The sequence below is a fragment of the Mucilaginibacter terrae genome, assembly GCF_031951985.1.
GTDB classification, from domain to species: Bacteria; Bacteroidota; Bacteroidia; order Sphingobacteriales; family Sphingobacteriaceae; genus Mucilaginibacter; species Mucilaginibacter terrae_A.
The window spans coordinates 4994238-5014589 of the sequence record NZ_JAVLVU010000001.1 but is presented as its reverse complement, the minus strand read 5'-3'; the positions used below and the strand labels follow the sequence as shown (position 1 = coordinate 5014589).

Genomic DNA, 20352 nt, shown 5'->3' with positions numbered 1-20352 from the left:
GCACGATAACAACTGAATAAGCTTAGTATTGTTTTATTATAAAAACAATTTAATCAAAACAATAAAAAACTCAGTCATTTAAGTTAATAAAACTAATTTTGACGCAATTTTGCAGCCATGCTTTGCGTGGTATGTGGTACAGCCAGTAATCTTTCTTTTTGAATCAATTCGCCCGTAGTACGGCATATGCCATAAGTTTTATTTTCAATGCGTGTTAGGGCAGCTTCCAGCTGTTGTAAAAACTTTTGCTGCCTGCCAGCCAATTGATGAATTGATTCCTTATCGAGAGTGGCGGCCCCATCTTCCAAGGTGGCATATGCACCGCTGGTATCATCAGTACCGTTTGGATTACTGCTTTGTAATGATGCTGAAAGATCGGTTAATTCTTCGCGTGCAATTTTCATTTTGTTAAGAATTACTTGTTTGAATTGTTCCAGATCGGAATCGCTGTAACGTTTAGCTGAGGCCATAGTGTTTTCCATGACCCGATAACGTAAAGCAACTAAAATGGTTTTTATTAACCAGGATCACAAATGCCGCTGTTTGGCATCTTTAGCCATTTTTTTGAAGCTTTAAGTAATAGTTATGAACGGTAAGCATCTCGAAATAAATGTTGTTCAATAGTATTTTATTGTTGAACAAAACGTATTTCGGATGTTATATGGTTATGAAAATCCCAAACCTATATTTTCATTTCATTACCTGTTTTTTTATCCTGTACACCGCCAATACAATGGCGCAAACAGGCACCTACCGGTTGAATACCCCAAGCGGGGCATGGTGTAATATTGCTATAACCCAAAATAAGCAAATTATCACCGGCGAGGTATTTGCCTGGTGGAATGATGCGGGCGACAGGGTTGGCTCCTTTGAGGGCAACGGAAAAGTTCAAGGCAACAAATGTGTTTTGATCAATACAGACCATGCGGATTGCAAAATTCAGCTCAACTTTAATAAGACTAATCTCCATGCCATATTTAATGATTGCATGAGTACCAACCTTCCCGAAGACTTCTCTGGGCGATACCGAAAAATCAATAATCACATCCCGGGTACCTATACAGTTGCTGTAAATAAAGCCCACTTTTATAAAACTGCCAAACTGGGTTTGTCCTTAAAAGCATATCTGCTGAAAGGTGATAAGGTTAATATTGACCTTGAAAATATAGCAGATGCTAACCGGGTTTTTATAAACTATAAAAATGCACTGGGCAAAATATCCAGCGGCTACATTAGCTGGGCCGATTTAAAACCATACAGGTAAAATCAATACATTCATATGAAAACAGCACCCAATAAATTAGTTAGTGTGATATGGGACGGTTTTACCATTACAGAAATTGAGTCATTTCGGTCGGGAGAAGTCAAGAACGGGCAGCATTTTTTTGAACTGAAGATAAAACAGCCGCCCAACGGCTCTCCCTTTAAGCCCGGCATTGATGATCCGGATAGCTTTAAAGAAAGGCCGATAACCCTTAATTTTCTTGAATATTTTGGACAAGTAAAGCCAGTGATTGCTAATATAATAAAGGTTGACTACACCAATGACCCTTCACAATCGCGTCAAATTATTATTGGAGGCACGATGTACCAACCATCAGGAACGTTATCAAAATTTAGTTTAATAGCTATTGGGCTTGTTATGCTTCCGGTATTGTTCGTGGCCATCCTGTCTCTTTGTGCGAATTCTTTACAGCATAAACTTATACCTGTAAACGGAAAGGTTACTTACTTTAAAGACGATTCTTATAAACGATTCAAAAAATATACGTTTAAAATTAGCCCCTTCAAGGCAACATTATACCGCGAGTACGACCGACCGCTTTTTGATGAATCTGCCCGGAATATTGATGAGTTATTCATGTCTGATTATGATGGTTTTCATAAAGACAGTATAGGCCAGCATGTTAGGTTTTACTTGTTCAGCAGCGATAGCAGCAAACTTAACACTGCGGGTGAAAAGGTTACTTTCTTTGATTTAAAAAGAGTTGACGGATCGCCTGTTAAGCAAAATCACTTTTGGGATATGTGGAACTATATTACCAACAAATCCTGGATATATTTTGCATGGCTGGCATTGCTGGTGGCCCAATTAGTTTGCTATTGCAGCGCGTATTATTTTTATAAAATGTATGCGCTATTTCATGTGCAGCGCAACAAAGTGTTATGGTGGAGCAGCATAACATTGTCCTCTGTGTTGAATTTAATTATCATTATGACGGTTGCTTAGGTATAGCTGTTCCAAAAAACTAAAACCGCATAAGAATGATGATCTCGATCAGATAATCCGATCATTTTTGAAAAAGGCTGCTCCCCTTCTAATTTACCAATAATGAAGATTTGCCATCGTAGTTCTTCGCTTGTAATAACATCAAAAATACCGTTATCTAATAGCGACTATATTAGTGGTTGTGAAATAAGGTTTGTAGTTTAAAGACATATCTAACCAATTACGTGTTCAAACACACATATCTTTAAAAGTTGATTATTACCTTTGTAAGGGTTATTATAAATCCAATATAGATTATGAAAAAAATAGGCTTTTTATCATTCGGGCATTGGGCAAACCATCCGGCATATAAAACCCGTACAGCAAGCGACACTTTGCTTCAATCTATAGATCTGGCTGTTGCAGCCGAAGAAATAGGTATTGATGGCGCATACTTCAGGGTACATCATTTTGCCGCGCAACTGGCATCACCTTTTCCATTACTGGCAGCTGTTGGTGCCAAAACCAGCAAAATAGAAATTGGAACCGGCGTAATTGATATGCGTTACGAAAACCCGCTGTACATGGTAGAAGATGCCGGTGCTGCCGATCTAATTTCGGGAGGACGGTTACAATTGGGCATCAGCAGAGGGTCGCCCGAGCAGGTAATTGATGGCTGGCGTTATTTTGGCTATGAGCCTGCCGAGGGAGAAACCGATGCAGATATGGGCCGCCGTAAAGCACTGGAGTTTTTAGATAAGCTGCAAGGCGTTGGCTTTGCACAACCCAACCCATATCCTATGTTTCCAAACCCACCAGGCTTATTGAGGGTTGAACCTTATTCGGAAGGTTTGCGTGAGCGTATTTGGTGGGGTGCGGCTTCTAACGCCACAGCCATTTGGGCGGCCGAAAACGGGATGCACCTGCAAAGTTCAACACTTAAATTTGACGAAAACGGCAAGCCGTTTCATGTGCAACAGGCCGAGCAAATACGGTTATATAAAGAGGCCTGGAAAAAAGCGGGACATGAGCATGAGCCAAGGGTTTCGGTAAGCCGCTCAATTTTTGCCATAGTAAATGATACGGACAGGCTTTACTTTGGCCAGCAAGGAAAGGGAAGCGATAGCTTTGGCTACATTGAAAGCGATAAACGCGCTGTTTTTGGAAGAAGCTACGCTGCCGAACCCGATCAGCTGATTAAGGAACTGGCAAATGACGAAGCCATACAGGAAGCCGATACCATTCTTTTAACCATTCCGAACACCTTAGGCACCGACTATAATGTGCACGTGTTATCCTCCATTTTAGAGCACGTTGCGCCAGGTTTAGGTTGGCGATAAACTACTTAACCGCTCCTTCGGGTATACTACTTGCAGGGGCGGTTAATTAATTTATTGAAGCTATATATTTATTGCCGTACAGCCACTGCCTCCATCTTCTCAAAACACTCTTTTTCCGAGCCGCAAACCGGGCAAGCGTAATCATCACTAACCCCTTCAAACGGCGTACCCGGCATTATGCCGTTATCACGATCCCCGTATTCCGAATCGTAAATGGTTTTGCAGTATTTACAAGCATAAAGCTCTTTTAAATTATCAATGGCAGCGGCATTATCTTCGTAACTCATTGTGTCTACGGCAATGTTTTCAATAACTGTAGTATAATAAATATGGCAAAGCGCTATTAACTCTTCACCCAAATTGCTGCGCTTCACCCTCTTTTTATAACTGATGTAATCTTTTGAGTTGGGGTTGAAGTTAAGCGTATGCAACAACTCGAAAGTACCTGATGGATGTGCTTTAATAATTACCGACCCCATTAACCCTGTTTTAGGCCTTATTTTGATCACAAAGCTTAACCGATAGGTACGCAGGTCGGCTTCTTCAAATTCGCGCACTAATTGTTGTTTGAGGGTAAGACCTTCGGCGCTCAGGTCTTCAATTTGCCAGTTGAGCTCGTTGGAGGCATGCCTGATGTTAAGCCGGTACTTGTCGAGTATCAACCCCCAGTCTGCACGCTGGTTGGTTTCAATACCTTTAATAAGGATTGATTTCCAGGGCGTTGTATATACCTGCCCTATCCGGCTTTGTATACACAGGCTGCACACATCCTTTAAAAAGCCAATGGAGAATAACTCGTTACGGCGGTAAATGCCCAGCCAGTATTTATTTGCGTATTTATTAAAGCCCTCGTAATAGGGCAAATAAAAATCGGGCAGCTGCAACGGCTCGGTAATGGTTTGGGTTGATACCTCAAGCTGCCCAGACAGCATTTGGTAAAATAGCTGCTCATCGGCATGAGGCTTATCATGAAATAAGCCTTTGTTTTCGAATATCAACTTTTCGGCCTGATGGCTTACCATTGGCATATCTTCCGAATATATGAGTACAGGCCAGCAATAAAATTTACTTGTTTTAGGAAAACGGATATACCAATACCAGTAATTACTCACCTCCGAACTAATGAAGTTAAAATTACCGCTAAAGAAAGGCACAAAGGTTTGATGCCTGTCTACAATATTAATTTTGAGACGAGGCTTGTAACTAAACAAATCGAAAATATCGCGGTATACGCCCTCGCGCAGCCAGCTTTCCTGCGAAAAAATGCTATCGCACACGTAGGAGCTAATAATATTGGGGTATTCATCGGCATCCAACTCGTAGTCAATTCCGGCACGTAGCATGTCGGTTTCCATGTCATCAAGGCTGGTGGCATCAACAGTAAAATACAATTGCTGCCGGTTACCAAAACGTACATCTACCGCACCGGCATCTTCAGCTACGGCCAGCATCTCATATAAATCGCCCGCCGATACATAGCCTCCCGGTAGGTTTATTTTAACTATGTGCTGCATGCTCATGCGGTTATCCTTTTAAGTTCTTGCTCCAGTATACGCTTCACCTCGGGGCGGCACGAACCGCAGCCCATACCTGCACCCGATGCCGGGCACAAGGCGGTCATGTTATCGCAGCCCTCGTTTATTTTGTTGATGATGTTTTGGCTGCCTACATTATTGCAGCTGCACACCAGTTTACCTAACACCGGGTTGGCCTTACCGCCGCTTCGTAAGAGTTGCAGGCGTTTTTCGCTAAGCTCGGTTTTATTGGCAATGAGATCCTTAAACTCTAAAAACTCGCTTTTATCGCCAATAAGGATGGTACCTACCAATTTATCCTGGTAAATAATGCATTTTTTATAGTAGCGTTTGGCTTTATCAATAAACACTACTTCTTCATATTCAGGGTCGTCGGGGCATTCGGGCAGGCCAATGCTGCACAAATCAAAGCCATGAATTTTGATGATGTTCATGAATATGCTGCCCTTGTAATAGCTGCCCACATCGCCGTTCATGTAAGCGGCCACTACGGCGGCCTGCTGTTCGGCGGCGGCGGTAATGCCATATAAGGTGCCGTTAAACTCGGCAATTTCGCCAATGGCATAAATATCGGGGTCGCTGGTTTGCAGGCGTTCGTTTACTACAACGCCGCGCTTACATTCCAGGCCGCAATCGCGCGCCAGCTCAAGATTGGGCGATGTACCAATGGCAATTATCATAGCATCGCAGTTTATTTTACGGCCACTTGCCAGCCCAACGCCCGTAAGTTTGTTGCGCCCGTAATACAACTGCACTTCATCGTTATAATAAATATCGCAGCCCTGGTCAACCATTTCCTCGTGAAGCAGCTGGCTACCCAAGGCATCTAACTGCCGGTTTAAAAAAGCCGATGTGCGCTGAATGATGGTGATTTTAATTCCTATCTCGCGTAGCGAAGCGGCCATTTCTAAACCCAGCAAGCCACCGCCTACGATAACCACGTGACCGTTCTTGGTTACGTGCTTTTTAAAATTATCGGCATCGGTGCGGCTGCGCATGGAAAAAATACCCGGTAACGCAGGGACGTTACGCGGGACAGCCGCCCGACTGCCGGTTGCCATTATTAAAATATCATAAGGGGTAACGATGCCACGCGAATCGGTCACCTGCTTTTTTTGCCGGTCTACCTTTTCTACACTTACGCCTCGTAACAGGTTTATTTTGTATTGAGGCTCTTCCTCATCTTTCATTTTAATGAGCTGCTCCCACTGTTGCTCGCCGCTAATGTAATCGGGCAGCATAACCCGGTTATAAAACGGAAAATCTTCTTTACTAAAAATGGTAATACGATCGCGCGGGTTTAACTCCCGGTACGATTTAACAAAGCCGTATGCCCCTGCCCCTGCTCCAATAATTACAATGCGTTGAAAAGGCTTTTCATACTTCTGAATGTTTACCGCACAGTATTTAAAATCGGGTTCCTTTGATATGGGGTCGAGCACATCATTAGTGAGGTTATTAACCCGGTGCAAATCATTACCCAATAGTTTGCCCCAATGCATGGGTATAAAAAGCACACCCTGCTTAATGGTTGAGGTAACTTTAGCCTTTATCTGAACCTCTCCCCTCCGCGATCGAACCACCATTACATCGCCATCATTTATTTGCAGTGCCACGGCATCGTGCGGGTTAACCTCCACAAATGACTCGCTTAAATGCTTGTTAAGCTTGTTCACCTTACCCGTTTTGCTCATGGTGTGCCACTGATCGCGTATGCGGCCGGTGGTTAGCACAAAAGGGTAATCGGCATCGGGCAGTTCGCTGTTCAGCGCATCGGGCACGGCATGTATGATGGCTTTGCCCGATGGGGTGTAAAACTTTTTATCAGTAAATAACCGGGGTGTGCCCACGGTACGGTTACGTTTTTTAAACGGCCATTGTATCGATTTTTGCTCTTTTAATACTTCATAGGTTACGCCCGTAGCTTCAATATTGGTATGCGCCGTCAGCTTTACATGTTCGGCGTAAATAGCGGCAGCATCCTTAAAATCAAAACCTTTGTACCCCATTTTTTGCGCAAAGCGACAAATGATCTCTGCATCGGGCAGAGCCTCGCCGGGTGGTTCGGTTACCTTGTTGAGGTAGCTTATGCGCCGTTCAGAATTGGTCATGGTGCCTTCCTTTTCGGCCCAGGCAGCGGCGGGTAATATTACATCGGCGTAAGCCAGGGTTTCAGGCTTGTTGCTGATTTCCTGCACCACCACAAATTTTGCTTTTTTGAGCGCCTGCTCGGCCTGCCTTACGTTGGGCAAACTGGTAAGCGGGTTAGTACACATAATCCATATCGCCTTCAGCTTACCGCTCTCCAACGCCTCAAACATCTCCGTAGCGGTTAAGCCCGGCAGAGGATTAATAGGTTTACTTTTCCAGAATTTTTGAACTTCCTCCCGATGCAACGGATTTTTAAGATCACGGTGAGCAGGAAGCAAATTGGACAAGCCGCCCACCTCACGCCCGCCCATGGCATTGGGCTGACCGGTTAATGATAACGGCCCCGATCCCGGTTTGCCAATATGCCCGGTAATGAGATTGAGGTTAATGAGACTCAAATTCTTATTCACCCCTATGGAGCTTTGATTTAACCCCATGGTCCACATGGTTATAAAACCTTTGGCCTCGCCAATATAGGTGGCGGCCAACTGTATATCACTTTCGCTTACACCGCAAATTTGGGAGGCTTCGGTAAGCGTGCGTTTAAAAACCAGTTCGCTGTAGGCAGCAAAACCTTCGGCATGGTTGCGGATGAAATCAATATCGATGTCGCCGTTCTCGATGAGTAAACGCCCGATGGCATGGTTAAGCGTTATATCTGTTCCGGGATTGATTTGCAAATGCAGATCGGCCACGCTGCAGGTATCCGTAGCGCGGGGGTCAACCACTATGATTTTCACATTTGGGTTAGCCGCCTTGTGCGCCTCTACCCTTCGCCATAAAATTGGATGGCACCAGGCCGGGTTTGCGCCGGTTACAAAAAAGCAATCGGCCAGTTCAATATCATCATAGCAAAGCGGAACCGTGTCTTCGCCCAAAGCTAATTTATAAGCAGCCACCGCGCTGCTCATGCACAGGCGCGAATTGGTATCGATGTTGTTACTGCCGATAAATCCTTTGATGAGCTTGTTCACCACATAATACTCCTCGGTTAAACACTGCCCTGAAGCGTAGAACGCAACCGAATCGGGTCCGTACTTATCAATAAAAGTTTTAAAAACTGCGGCGGTACGCTCCAATGCGGCATCCCAGGTTACGCGTTGTAGCGGCATACTTTTATTGTACCGCATTTGCGGGTACAGCAGGCGGTCGGTTTTATCGTTTACGGTGTAATGCAGGTTTAACCCCTTGCTGCACAACATGCCTTTATTTACCGGATAGTCCTTGTTCCCTTCAACGGTAATACTACCGTTTTTTTCCTTTTTCACAATAACGCCACACCCCACCCCGCAATAACAGCAGATTGAGGTATAAGCATTAACAGGTTTTGCGGGTGTTTGCATGAGCGAATGTTGAGGGAAGAAAATATTAAGCTATACTTACCGAAGTTGCTTGCGTTACACTCTCGGGTTGACGTTTAAAACGGGTGATAAAAACAATAACGGCTACCACAATTACGGTATAACCTATATAGGTAAATGCCTCGCCATAGCTTATGGTGCTCGATTTAAACAAGAAGCCAAACAGCATACCACCCAAGTTGCCGCCAGCACCTACAATGCCACTCACCAGGCCCACATTTTTTTGATTTACGAACGGCACAATACCATAAGTAGCCCCGTTAGACATTTTGAGGAACAAGGCAAACGTTAGCATAGCCACAATGGCAGCCATTAAAGTACCTGCCTGTGCAAATAATAGTAAGCCTAAACCTTCGAGTAAAAGCACACCGGCAAGCAATAGCCCTTTACCGCGCATGCCGTGTTTTTTGCCAACCCTGTCTGATACCAGTCCGCCCAGGGCACGGGCAAAAATGTTCATGAAACCAAATATACCTGCCCAAAAACCGGCCGAGCTTTGTGATAGTTTAAACGTATCAACAAAGTGCAGCGAGGCCACATTATCAAAGGTTACTTCCATACCAAAGCACATGGCGTAGGCTAATGTAAGTGCCCAAACGCGCCAGTCGGCCAGCACGCTCCAATCGGTTTTGGTGTTTTTGGCGGTGTAGCCTACTTCGTCGTAGTTACCGTTGGGGGTATCTGTAGTATATTTATAGTACAGCCAAGCAATAACCAGCATCATTACCCCGGGTACAATCATGGCATAACGCCATGCCTGTGCAGGCGAGTAGCCAAAGCCAACAATAGCAGCAAATATGAGCGGCATTACCATATTAGTTACGCCTCCGCCCAAATTGCCCCAGCCACCGGTTACCGCATTGGCCGTGCCCTTAATGTTGGGCGCAAACATCATAGATGTATGAAACTGCGTAATTACAAACGATGCTCCGATAACGCCAATGGCCATGCGGAACAGCAAAAAGGTAGTATAATCATTTGCCAGACCTACCAAAAATACCGGCAGCGAGCCCACCAGCAGCAACCTTACGGCAGTTTTGCGTGGTCCCCAGCTATCGCACAAGCGGCCGATGATTAAGCGTGCAAGTATAGTTGAGCCAACCGACCCGATAATAATATTACCTATTTGAGCTTTGGTTAAGCTGAGTTCGGCGCGAATAGTTGGCATGAGCGGCGCCAGGCCAAACCAGCCAAAAAAACAGACAAAAAACATTAGCCACGTAATGTGGAAGGTGCGCATTTGTATGCCCTTAACCGAAAATATATTGAGTTTGGTGAGTTGATTTTCCATTTTGAGTTGAATAGTTTTTGGAGCGTTACTTAACTAAAAATTCGGGTGTGATATTCAATTGTACGTATGCCCATACCGGGTGCAAGGCCGATGTGCCGGGCGTAATATTTTTGGCGTATTCCATACTATGGGTTGCGGCCATGTACGATACGCCAAGACTGGCCAGCGCAAACTTATTTAGCCGGTAAGCCGTGGTAAGGTCAAACTCGGTACCTAAGTATTTGTCAAAGGCTGCACCTGCAATATCCTTTTGGTTGGCGGCAAGCAGGAAATAATGGTTGGCCAGCTCGGCACTCAGGCGCTTGTTGGCCGATGCATACTTTATTTTAGCGTACGGATTATTAAGTCCGCCCGTTGGCGAACCGGTTGGTGCATAAAAGTAGTCCATCAAACCCCAAAACTTGTGCGGCGTACCATACAGCGGGTCGAACCGGTGATTAGTAGTCGACGACGAAAACGCATCGTTGCCTGATAGGTAATCCCACCCTGCAGCATAGCTCCACTTACCGGGATTGTACGCTGCCGAAAGATTAAGCATCCAGGCGCTTTGCTTTAAACCATCGCGGTTGTGCCCGCCCTGGTAGTAATAGCCGCCGGTAAAAGCCCATTGGTTTTTACTGCCCAATACCGGATTAATAAACAGCCCGGTGGTGTATCTTAAATTTACACCAGTTTGGTTGTACCGGTAGCCATATACATACCCAACATCAGTCCCTGCCGTATTTTTAAGCGAATCGAGCGCGTATTTGCTAAACTGATCGGTTAAGAAAAGGCCCGATATTTTGGTTTTGTTAACCTTTTTAGATACATACAGGTACTGTAACGCCTTGTAATTTTGTGTGGCTCCATTAGTACCCGCCGGGTTCAATATTGCCACGCTCCCATTTTTTGCGCTGTTACCTGTGCTACCCACCAACGGAATCATCCCTGCTGGCGTGTTCACCAAATTGCCCTTACTATCTTTTACCGTTGCGGGCACATTGGCTGGCGTGTAATAGGTGCCGTTGTAGTTTATGGCATCGGTATTTTGGTTAAATGCCGCGCCTAAATCAAACTGCCAGCCTTTGTTTAAGGCTTTTAATACTAGGGCATCGTGCCTGCGGCCTTGCTGCAACCAGTCGAGGTTGCCCAACAGGCGTTCATCATCATAAACCAGTTCCTGCCGGCCTGCTTTTAAAGATAAGTAATCTACCGGCGAGTTTTTAAAGGATGTATCCTTTTTGTTGGCCAACACCAGCTCTCCCCAGGCTTCGTGTACCCCAAGGCGGCTGCCATCATTAACGGTAATGGTTGATGCATCCTGCCCCCACACCCGCACATCCTGCAGGGTGGTTTGAAAAATCAGCCTGTTCGATCTGTAATTGAAAGTAAGCCTCGTTCGTTGCGAAATGAGGGCTGCAGCTTTGTTATCTTTGGGTTTTAGAGTACCAAATCCGTTGCGTAATTCTGCCCTTGGTCTTAGTTGCCCGGTAAAGGTAATTTGCGCGTTACCACGCTGAGCAAATAAGCCAAGGCTTAACCCAATAAGAACAAACCTGTATTGATTAAATACATTTTTGTACATTTGTTCGGTTTTTTAATTTGTTAAAGCAATTGAAAACTAATTACCCTGTCCGGGAATGCGACCTCCCGGCGGGGCTTTTTATTATGAACTGTTCTTACGTAAGCATTATTAATTCTTAGCTTGGTAACTAAGCAATTCCCACATACACCTTGCCCTCCACTACCTTTACAGGATAAGTTTTTATCTGATAATCATCCCCCGAAAGGCATTCGCCAGATATTAAGGAAAATGTTTTTTTGTGAAACGGACAAGCCACCTTTGGCTCGCAGCTTTCGCCTGCACTGCCTATCATACCGCGCGATAAGGCCATTTGCTGTTTATGCGGACAAAGATTTTGCGTAGCGTACCACTCCCCCCGCCTACTAAAATTATAAATGGCTATCTGTTCATCGCCATGCTTCATACAGGCGCCGCCATTTTCGGGCACATCATCGGCATAACAGGCCAGCACCCACTCTATATCTGCTAATACTTCCATTGTGTTTGTTTTTTAAGTTGATGATTTGATGATTACCAGCTGGCTTTTACCTGCTCTCGCATGCTCTCGAATTTCACGTTCGGGTCTTTTTCGGTTGGAGCGTTTACAAAGTGAGAGAAACGTTTGCGCAACTGCGGGTTGTTCACAACCTCCTTCCACTCACAGTGGAAACTATCTACCAGTAACTGCATTTCTTCTTCCAATTGAGCAGCTATACCCAAACTATCGTTCACTACTACATTTTTAAGGTAACTCATGCCGCCATCGAGCTTATTTAGCCAGGTTGCGGTTCGGGTAAGCGGATCGGCGGTTTTAATGTAGAACATCAGGAAACGGTCGAGGTATTGAATTAAGGTCTTGCTGTCGATATCAGCGGCCAAAAGCTGGGCATGCTGCGGTTTGGAGCCGCCGTTGCCACATACGTACAAATTCCAGCCTTTTTCGGTGGCTATAATGCCAAAATCTTTGCCCTGGGCTTCGGCACACTCGCGTATGCAACCACTAACACCCCCCTTTAATTTATGCGGAGAACGAACGCCTTTGTAACGTTCCTCAATTTCAATAGCAAACGATACACTATCGTGCAAACCAAAGCGGCACCAGGTGCTGCCTACGCAGCTTTTTACTGTACGTAACGATTTGCCATAAGCATGACCGCTCTCGAAACCGGCGTTAACAAATTCTTCCCAAATATTAGGCAAATCGCTCACGTGAGCGCCAAATAGATCAATACGCTGACCGCCGGTAATTTTGGTGTACAGGCCATATTTTTGAGCTACCTGACCAATAACGATCAGCTTCTCCGGAGTAATTTCGCCGCCCGGTATACGTGGTACAACCGAATAGGTGCCGCCTTTTTGAATGTTTGCCAGGTAACGGTCGTTGCTATCCTGAATGGTGTCTTGCTTAACCACCAAATCGTTCCACAGGCTTGATAGTATACTGGCAACCAACGGCTTACAAACCTCGCAACCATCACCTTTGCCGTAATGATCGAGAATGATGTCGTAATTTTTAAGCTTGTTAATTTTTACGAGGTCGAACAATTCCTGACGTGAATATTGGAAATGCTCGCATATTACGTTTTTAACGTACTGTCCGTTGGCTTTCATGGTACCGGCTATCAGGTCTTTAACCATCGGCACACAGCCACCGCAACCTGTACCAGCCTTGGTGCATTTTTTTACGGCATCGAGGTTAAGTGCACCATCATTAACCGAACAACATATATCGCCTTTGCTTACGGCTTCGCATGAGCATATCAGGGCATCATCGGGTAAACCCATTACGCCTGCACCTTCGGCTTGTTCGCCGCCACGGGTGCCCAGTATCATGTCTTCGGGGTTAGGCGGCAGGGCTATTTTATTATTTACTGTTTGCAGCAGCATATTGTAGGCTTCCGCCTCGCCAATGAGAATACCGCCCAGCAGCAACTTGCCATCATTACTAATGTTAATGCGTTTGTAGATACCTTTGTGCGTATCTTCAAACACAATGGTGCGGCAAGCAGGCTCGCTAATAAAGGCATCGCCATAGCTGGCTACATCTACCCCTATAAGCTTGAGCTTGGTGCTCATGTCAAAACCTTTAAATAATTTATTGGCACTGGTAAGTTGGGCTACTACTACTTCGGCCATTTCGTAACCGGGAGCTACTAAACCGTATATCATGCCATCATACAGTGCACATTCGCCAATGGCAAAAACGCTTGGGTCGCTGGTTTGCATTTGGGAGTTTACCACAATGCCGCCGCGGGTGCCTACTTCCAGTCCGGCTAAGCGGGCCAGCTCATCGCGCGGACGAATACCTGCCGATATAACCAGCATATCGGTTTCCAGCAAACTGTCATCATTAAACCGCAGGCCGGTTATGTGCCCCTCGCCCTCAATGGTTGAAGTACTTTTATTGAGATGAATTTGCAAGCCCAGCTGGCCTAACTTAGCCTGCAACATGGCGCTACCGGCAGCATCAATTTGGCGGGGCATTAAGCGTGGGGCAAATTCTATTACGTGAGTTTCTTTGATGCCTAAATCTATTAAAGCCTTGGCAGCTTCTAAACCCAACAAACCGCCGCCCATTACTACGCCGCTTTTTGCATTGGTTGCGTAAGCTTTTATTTGATCAAGATCTTCGAGGGTACGATAAACAAACACGCCCTGCTTTTCTACACCAGGCAAATCGGGTACAAATGCTCCCGAACCGGTAGCCAGCACGAGGTAATCATATCTTACTACCAGACCGCTTTGAGTGTGGACTGTTTTTTGCTGAACGTTGATCTCCTGAACAGCATCGCCCAGGTGAAGCTGGATGTCGTTATCCGCATACCACGATGCAGAAGACATGGATAAATCTTCGGCAGTTTTACCGGCAAAATATTCGCTTAGGTGTACACGGTCGTAAGCGCGGCGGGTTTCTTCGCCAAATACAACAACTTGGTAAGCCGATGACCTGGCTACAAGTTTTTCGCAAAACTTATAGCCTACCATGCCATTTCCTACCACTACAATGGTGGGTTTCATATGGTTATTTTAATTTGTTAAAGCAATTAAACTCGATTTTACTTTCAATTTGCGACCGAAAGCACAATCATTTCAACAATAATAAACAATTCAACTTAAAAAAATCATATTACATCCATAAAATTTATCGATTTTTAGTTATTTTTATAATTTATACAATATTAAAACACATTTTTATTCATTTTTTATCGAATTTTCATTTCATAAATCACATTTATCACGCAAAAACTTCATAATTTTATACCATTATATAATTAATACCAAAAACATGACGCCAGACAGTCATTTTCAGGATATAAAAATTACTCAACCCGAGCTTATTGTATTAGGAGCAGGCCCGGGCGACCCGGAATTGATCACCTTAAAGGGATATAAGCTGTTACAAAAGGCCAATGTGGTGCTATATGACAATTTGGCCAACCAACAATTGCTCGAATTAACCAAGCCATCGTGCCTAAAGGTATACGTGGGCAAACGCCCCTATGAGCGATATGCCTCGCAAGAAGAGATTAATGAGCTGATCAAGAAGTATGCTTATGAGTACGGCTCGGTAATACGGTTAAAGGGCGGCGACCCTTTCATTTTTGGCCGGGGCTATGAAGAAATTATGTACGCACGCAGCCAGGGCATTAAAACATCCTACGTGCCAGGCATTACGAGCATGCAGGCTTCGGGCTTTGAAGATATACCTTTAACCCACCGCGCCATAAGCGAGGGCGTATGGATGATAACCGGAACCAAGAAAGACGGCACCCTATCGGCCGATTTACGATTGGCTATGCAAAGCAATGCCACTGTAGCTATATATATGGGCATGAAACAGCTACACGTTATTGCCGATACCTATATAAAAGAAAACCGGGGCGACACTCCCGCTGCCATTATCCAGCATGCATCGCTGCCGCAGCAAAAATCAGTACGCGGGGCAATTGAGGACATGCCCGTCCTGGCTGAAGCACATCAACTCACCTACCCTTCCATTATTATTATAGGACATGTAGCTAATCTTAATTCATCGTTATGAAAATACGCATTAAAGGAAACTCATTGCGCTATCGCTTAACCCGCTCAGAAGTTGAACGCTTTGGAAGCGAAGGATATTTGGAAGATATAACCGATTTTGGCCCAACGCAATTAATATACGCCTTAAAAACAACGGCAGCCGATGAGCTTTGGGCCAATTTTGACAACAATAAAATAACCCTGTTTATGCCCGTGGCTATGCGTACCGAATGGCTGAGCACCGACAGGGTTGGCTTTGAAAATCGCTCTCCTAATTTTTATTTACTGGTGGAGAAAGATTTTCAATGCCTGGATGATGCCGGCGAAGACCAAAGCGACAACTATCCTAATCCGCTGGCAGCAAATACCAGGGAGCAGCTTTAAGGTTTTAACATAACTTTACACCGCAACACAGCAAATATTTTGTATTTCTATTCAACTGCAAAATGTGTTTATTCAAATGCGTACTTTTGCAGTGTTAAATGAAATGGTTAGCCGTTAAGAAAAAAATATCTTATTTTTTGTCGAGTGAGTTTTTTACCGATGCACTCCGCACCACAATAAGCATTATATTGCCCGTATGGACTTTATTTGCCCTGGGTAAACCTCAGATAGCCGTTACCGTGGGTGTGGGTACCTTACTGGCCAGCCTAACCGAAGCCTCCGGGACATCTAACGATAAAAAAACAGGCTCACTGGTTAGCATTATCCTTTTCTTTTTTGCAGCACTGGTTACCTCATTTTGCTGGCCATATCCTTGGCTTATGGGCATAGTGATGTTTATATTTTGCCTGGGCTTTTCGATGCTTAGTGCGCTGGGTAACCGTTTTTCAATAATTGGTACTACCGCTATTGCCCTTTGTATTTTTATAATAGGGCTAAAACCGCATAACGGCTTTGAATTCAGTGCCTATTTACTCACCGGGGGCATTTGTTATTATATAATAAGCCTGATACAGGTTTGGTTATGGCCTTTCCGCTCGTTACGGCAGGCAGTGGCCGAATGTGTGAATGCCACGGCTTTATACATGAAAGCCCGCACATCATTTTATAATTATAACATTCCGCTCGAAAACTGCTACCATAACATTATACCCCTGCACACGCTTGTAAACGAAAAACAGGAAGCCGTACGCGATTTACTGCTGCGCGATAAGCTGGCCATGCACCCTGATAACAAAAACGGGCAACGGCTGCTTAAAATAGCCACCCAGGTTATTGATCTATATGAGCGTATTACCACCGTGCATTTTGATTACCAACACTTCCGTAAAGAGTTTGGATTTACGGGTGCGCTTGAAATTGTGAGCAGGTTGGTTGAAATTATGGCACTTGAGCTGGAACAAGCCAGCCATGCTTTTTACCTTAACCGCAAAAACCAACCCGATTTACATACTAACGAAATTGAATATTTAGAGAGTAGGTTAAATTACGTTATAGAGAAAGAAAGCCCTGCCAATGCTTTGCTATTGCACGGACTTAAACAAAACATTGACGATATAAACTCGCGCATACAGCAACTTAAAACCATGCTTTACGGCGAAGACCAGCTACCTGTTGCCGAGGATGAAGCACTTACCTACGAAAGTCTTTTAACTTATCAGCCTCAAACTTTTACGCAGCTTAAAAGTCACTTCAGCCTTAAATCTCCCGTTTTCCGCTTCTCGTTACGGCTAACCATTGCCTGTGTGTTTGGTTATTGTTTGGGGCAAATTTTGCCTTTGGGTAATTACAGTTACTGGATTATGCTAACCGTAATTATTGTGATGAAACCGGCTTACAGCATCACTAAAACACGTAACAAGCAGCGGCTTGTAGGTACGCTAATAGGTGTGGGCGTAGGCTTACTTTTGCTGGCTACCATACAAAGTGCAACGGTGCTTATTGCTATATCACTGGTATTTTTATTGGGCTTTTACACCTTTTACCGCAGCAGGTTTGTGCTGGGTGTAATGTTTATTACCCCTATGGTAATGATTACCCTGCACATTTACAGCGGCCGCCAAACTGTTTTTATTATCGAACGGGTGTATGATACATTAATAGGCTGCGGTATTGCCCTGGCAGCATCTTACGTTTTCCCGGTGTGGGAAAAGCATGGCTTATCGGATAATATTAAGGAGGTTTTAAAGGCTAACTATGCTTACCTGGAAAGTTTATATGAGCAACTTACGGGGCAGCAACCTGCTTTTAATGATTACAAGCTACTGCGTAAAAACGTGTACACCAAATTGGCTAACTTTTCGGCCGCATTTCAGCGCCTGTTGCAGGAGCCGCACAAAGCCGAGGTATCTATTGAGCGCTTACAGCGTTTTCAGGCGCTAAACCACCAGTTGTATGGGTCTGTTGCATCTTTGATCTTACATGATGCAAACAGCCAGCATAACGTACAAAACCAGGCATTAACCGCCGAGGCACTACACAATTTACAAAGCTGTATTTCAACGACTGATGAACCACCCCCTGATTCACTTTACAACCAAGACTCCTCAATAGAACCAGCCGGTACTCAATTCCGTAATATTTTAAACATTACTGCCGAGCTAAAGCATCTATATGCTGAGCTTGAAAAGAGATAATTAAATTTTTTGTGCGGCTTTAATTTCAAAGTAACTGTTTATGGCATCTACCGTTAAATTTTGCGGCGATGTGAGTATCGAGCGAATGCCATTGCCGGCCAGTTCCTTTACAATCAGTTTCTTTTCGTACACAAATTTTTCGGCAATGGTTTTGGTGTAAATGTCCTCAACGTTTGATGCCGGACTTTCGCTCATGGTTTTAAGTTCGGTATTCTCAAAAATCACCACCAAAAGCAAATGAAACATCGATATCTTTTTAAAGAAAGGCAACTGCCTTTTTAACGCCGGCAAACTTTCAATATTGGTAAAGTATACTACCAGGCTACGCTGCTTTAATGTTTGGCGTATGGTGTGGTACAGCAAGTCTGTATCCGTTTCAAGATAGCGTGTTTTTTCGCGGTAGAGCACCTGCATAATTTTATTGAGCTGCCCTGGCCTATTATCGGCAGGTATTACTGCTCCTTTTTTATCAGATATGGTGATCAGTCCGGCTTTATCCTCTTTACGCAAGGCCACACTGCTTAATACCAGGCTGGCATTTATGGCATAATCAAGCAAACTCAGCCCATCAAAAGGCATCTTCATTACGCGCGATTTATCTATTACACAATACACATGCTGCGAGCGCTCTTCAATATAAGAGTTTACCATAAAATCACCCTTACGGGCGGTGGCCTTCCAGTTGATGGTACGGTAATCATCCCCTACCACATAATTCTTGATCTGCTCAAACTCCATACTGTTACCAATACGTCGCACGCGTTTTATACCCACCTCGGTAAGCCGGTTTGATATAGCCATCAACTCATACTTACGCATTTGTAAAAACGACGGGTATACAGGCAGGGTTGTGGTTTGCTCAAAAATATACCGCCTGCTTACAAGTCCTATGGGCGATGTGGCATAAACCATGAGGTTGCCAAATGCATATTCGCCACGCTTGGTTGGGCGCAGCCCGTAACGGTACTCTACAGGCGTGCGTGGCAACAATGTTATATCATACCACACATCACGCTTTTGAAACTGAAACGGTATTTCATCAATAATACCCGCTTTTATGTTGAACGTGTACAAACTTTCGGCAATAATATCAATATCATTTTCGTCGCCGTTACTTAGCCTGTCGGGCGCTTTGCGGTAGGCTTTAATACCCTCTATGCGGTATATTATCCATACATCGGCAAAAAACAGCAGCAACAGCGTACAAAAAAACAAGGTTGGCACGATGCTTAGCCATGGCAAAAAAAACGAAATTAAATACAAGGCAGCGGCTATGCCTAAGCCGGCAAACAGCCTGCTTTGCAAAAACAGGTTTTTATAAAAATTGCGAAACGCTTTTTTCACTATCGCGGTATTTCGATTTTCTGGAATATCTGGGCTATAACATCATCAGGCAAAGTGCCTTCCATTTCCTTTTCGGGGGTGAGCATAATACGGTGGCGCAATACCGACGGCGTTACCCATATCACATCATCAGGCGTAATAAAATCACGACCGCGCATGGCGGCAACCGCTTTAGCCGCATTTACCACTGCTAAGGTAGCACGTGGCGAAGCCCCCATTGATATAGAACTGTTGTTACGTGTTTCGTGAATAATTTTAGCCACAAACTCCAGCAACTTAGGTTCGATGTGCAGGTTGCGCACCTGCGCCCTGAAATCTACCACCTGCTGTGCGGTAAGTACGGGTTGTATATCGGCAAGCTGGTCAATAGTACGGTGCTGGTGTTGTTGGGTTATAATAGCTATTTCGTCCTCAAGCGAAGGGTACTTAACCTCTATTTTAAACAAAAACCGGTCTAACTGGGCTTCGGGCAGGCGATAAGTACCTTCCTGGTCTACCGGGTTTTGGGTGGCCAGCACAATAAACGGTTCTTCCATTTTGTAGGTACGGCGATCAATGGTGATCTGGCGTTCTTCCATTACCTCGAACAAGGCCGATTGCGTTTTGGCCGGGGCACGATTAATTTCATCAATCAGGATGATATTACCGAATATGGGACCGGGCTTAAATTCAAAATCGGTAGTACGCGGGTTAAATATGGAAGTGCCCAGAACATCCGAAGGCATTAAATCGGGCGTAAACTGTATACGCGAAAACTGCACATTGATGCTTTTGGCAATTAGTTTGGCCGATAGTGTTTTGGCAATACCCGGCACACCTTCTATCAGCATATGCCCATCGGCCAGTATGCCTGCTATTAACAGTTCAATGGTATCATGCTGGCCTACAATTATTTTTGCCAGGGAGGCTTTTATATTGGCCACCGCTTCGCTCAGGGCGCTTAGGTCGGTGCGTTGTTCAAAAAACTCGTTTTCCATTA

The 20352-nt window shown here is 44.7% G+C and carries 15 protein-coding genes; 6 read left to right on the top strand and 9 right to left on the bottom strand.

The annotated features are described in order from the left end of the window. Nucleotides 1-92: 92 nt before the first annotated feature. Nucleotides 93-470, bottom strand: a complete 378-nt coding sequence (locus QE417_RS21615; RefSeq protein ID WP_311953649.1) for a TraR/DksA family transcriptional regulator — start codon at nucleotides 468-470, stop codon at nucleotides 93-95. 197 nt (nucleotides 471-667) lie between these two features. Between QE417_RS21615 and QE417_RS21610 the strand changes: the two genes are divergently transcribed. The 3 genes from QE417_RS21610 to QE417_RS21600 all read left to right on the top strand — a co-directional run bounded on the left by QE417_RS21610 (nucleotide 668) and on the right by QE417_RS21600 (nucleotide 3549). Then, a complete protein-coding gene (locus QE417_RS21610) occupies nucleotides 668-1264 on the top strand; it encodes a hypothetical protein (RefSeq protein WP_311953647.1) in 597 nt (198 codons plus the stop codon). Between the two features lie 15 nt (nucleotides 1265-1279). Continuing rightward, on the top strand, nucleotides 1280-2230 hold the full coding sequence (locus QE417_RS21605; protein WP_311953644.1) for a hypothetical protein: 951 nt from the start codon (nucleotides 1280-1282) through the stop codon (nucleotides 2228-2230). 296 nt (nucleotides 2231-2526) lie between these two features. Next, on the top strand, nucleotides 2527-3549 hold the full coding sequence (locus QE417_RS21600; protein ID WP_311953643.1) for an LLM class flavin-dependent oxidoreductase: 1023 nt from the start codon (nucleotides 2527-2529) through the stop codon (nucleotides 3547-3549). A gap of 68 nt (nucleotides 3550-3617) precedes the next feature. Here QE417_RS21600 and QE417_RS21595 read toward each other — a convergent pair whose 3' ends face one another. The 6 genes from QE417_RS21595 to nirB all read right to left on the bottom strand — a co-directional run bounded on the left by QE417_RS21595 (nucleotide 3618) and on the right by nirB (nucleotide 14448). Next, nucleotides 3618-5069 carry a rubredoxin gene (locus QE417_RS21595; protein ID WP_311953642.1) on the bottom strand — a complete coding sequence of 484 codons (1452 nt, stop codon included), beginning with the start codon at nucleotides 5067-5069 and terminating at the stop codon, nucleotides 3618-3620. Further along, nucleotides 5066-8578: a molybdopterin-dependent oxidoreductase gene (locus tag QE417_RS21590; RefSeq protein ID WP_311953640.1), complete on the bottom strand. Its 3513-nt coding sequence runs from the start codon at nucleotides 8576-8578 to the stop codon at nucleotides 5066-5068. The genes QE417_RS21595 and QE417_RS21590 overlap by 4 nt, the downstream gene beginning before the upstream one ends. 25 nt (nucleotides 8579-8603) lie before the next feature. Then, nucleotides 8604-9887, bottom strand: a complete 1284-nt coding sequence (locus QE417_RS21585) for an MFS transporter (RefSeq protein WP_311953637.1) — start codon at nucleotides 9885-9887, stop codon at nucleotides 8604-8606. A gap of 25 nt (nucleotides 9888-9912) precedes the next feature. After that, nucleotides 9913-11451 carry an alginate export family protein gene (locus QE417_RS21580; protein ID WP_311953634.1) on the bottom strand — a complete coding sequence of 513 codons (1539 nt, stop codon included), beginning with the start codon at nucleotides 11449-11451 and terminating at the stop codon, nucleotides 9913-9915. Nucleotides 11452-11578: 127 nt separating this feature from the next. Beyond that, complete coding sequence (gene nirD / locus QE417_RS21575; protein ID WP_311953631.1) at nucleotides 11579-11929, bottom strand: nitrite reductase small subunit NirD; 351 nt, start codon at nucleotides 11927-11929, stop codon at nucleotides 11579-11581. A 32-nt stretch (nucleotides 11930-11961) separates the two neighbouring features. After that, the gene (gene nirB / locus QE417_RS21570) at nucleotides 11962-14448 is read right to left on the bottom strand and encodes a nitrite reductase large subunit NirB (protein WP_311953628.1); all 2487 of its coding nucleotides are present in this window, start codon (nucleotides 14446-14448) and stop codon (nucleotides 11962-11964) included. Nucleotides 14449-14716: 268 nt separating this feature from the next. Between nirB and cobA the strand changes: the two genes are divergently transcribed. From cobA to QE417_RS21555, 3 genes are all read left to right on the top strand, one after another. Beyond that, nucleotides 14717-15472, top strand: a complete 756-nt coding sequence (cobA, locus tag QE417_RS21565) for a uroporphyrinogen-III C-methyltransferase (protein WP_311953625.1) — start codon at nucleotides 14717-14719, stop codon at nucleotides 15470-15472. Continuing rightward, a complete protein-coding gene (locus QE417_RS21560; RefSeq protein WP_311953622.1) occupies nucleotides 15469-15834 on the top strand; it encodes a DUF7009 family protein in 366 nt (121 codons plus the stop codon). Before cobA ends, QE417_RS21560 begins: the two co-directional genes overlap by 4 nt. A 98-nt stretch (nucleotides 15835-15932) precedes the next feature. Beyond that, entirely contained in the window at nucleotides 15933-18029 is a 2097-nt protein-coding gene (locus tag QE417_RS21555) for an FUSC family membrane protein (RefSeq protein WP_311953618.1), read from the top strand. Here the strand turns inward: QE417_RS21555 and QE417_RS21550 are convergent, their stop codons facing one another. Both QE417_RS21550 and QE417_RS21545 read right to left on the bottom strand, forming a co-directional pair. After that, entirely contained in the window at nucleotides 18030-19373 is a 1344-nt protein-coding gene (locus QE417_RS21550) for a DUF58 domain-containing protein (RefSeq protein WP_311953615.1), read from the bottom strand. After that, complete coding sequence (locus QE417_RS21545; RefSeq protein ID WP_311953612.1) at nucleotides 19373-20350, bottom strand: AAA family ATPase; 978 nt, start codon at nucleotides 20348-20350, stop codon at nucleotides 19373-19375. The genes QE417_RS21550 and QE417_RS21545 overlap by 1 nt, the downstream gene beginning before the upstream one ends. Between the last annotated feature and the right edge of the window lie 2 nt (nucleotides 20351-20352).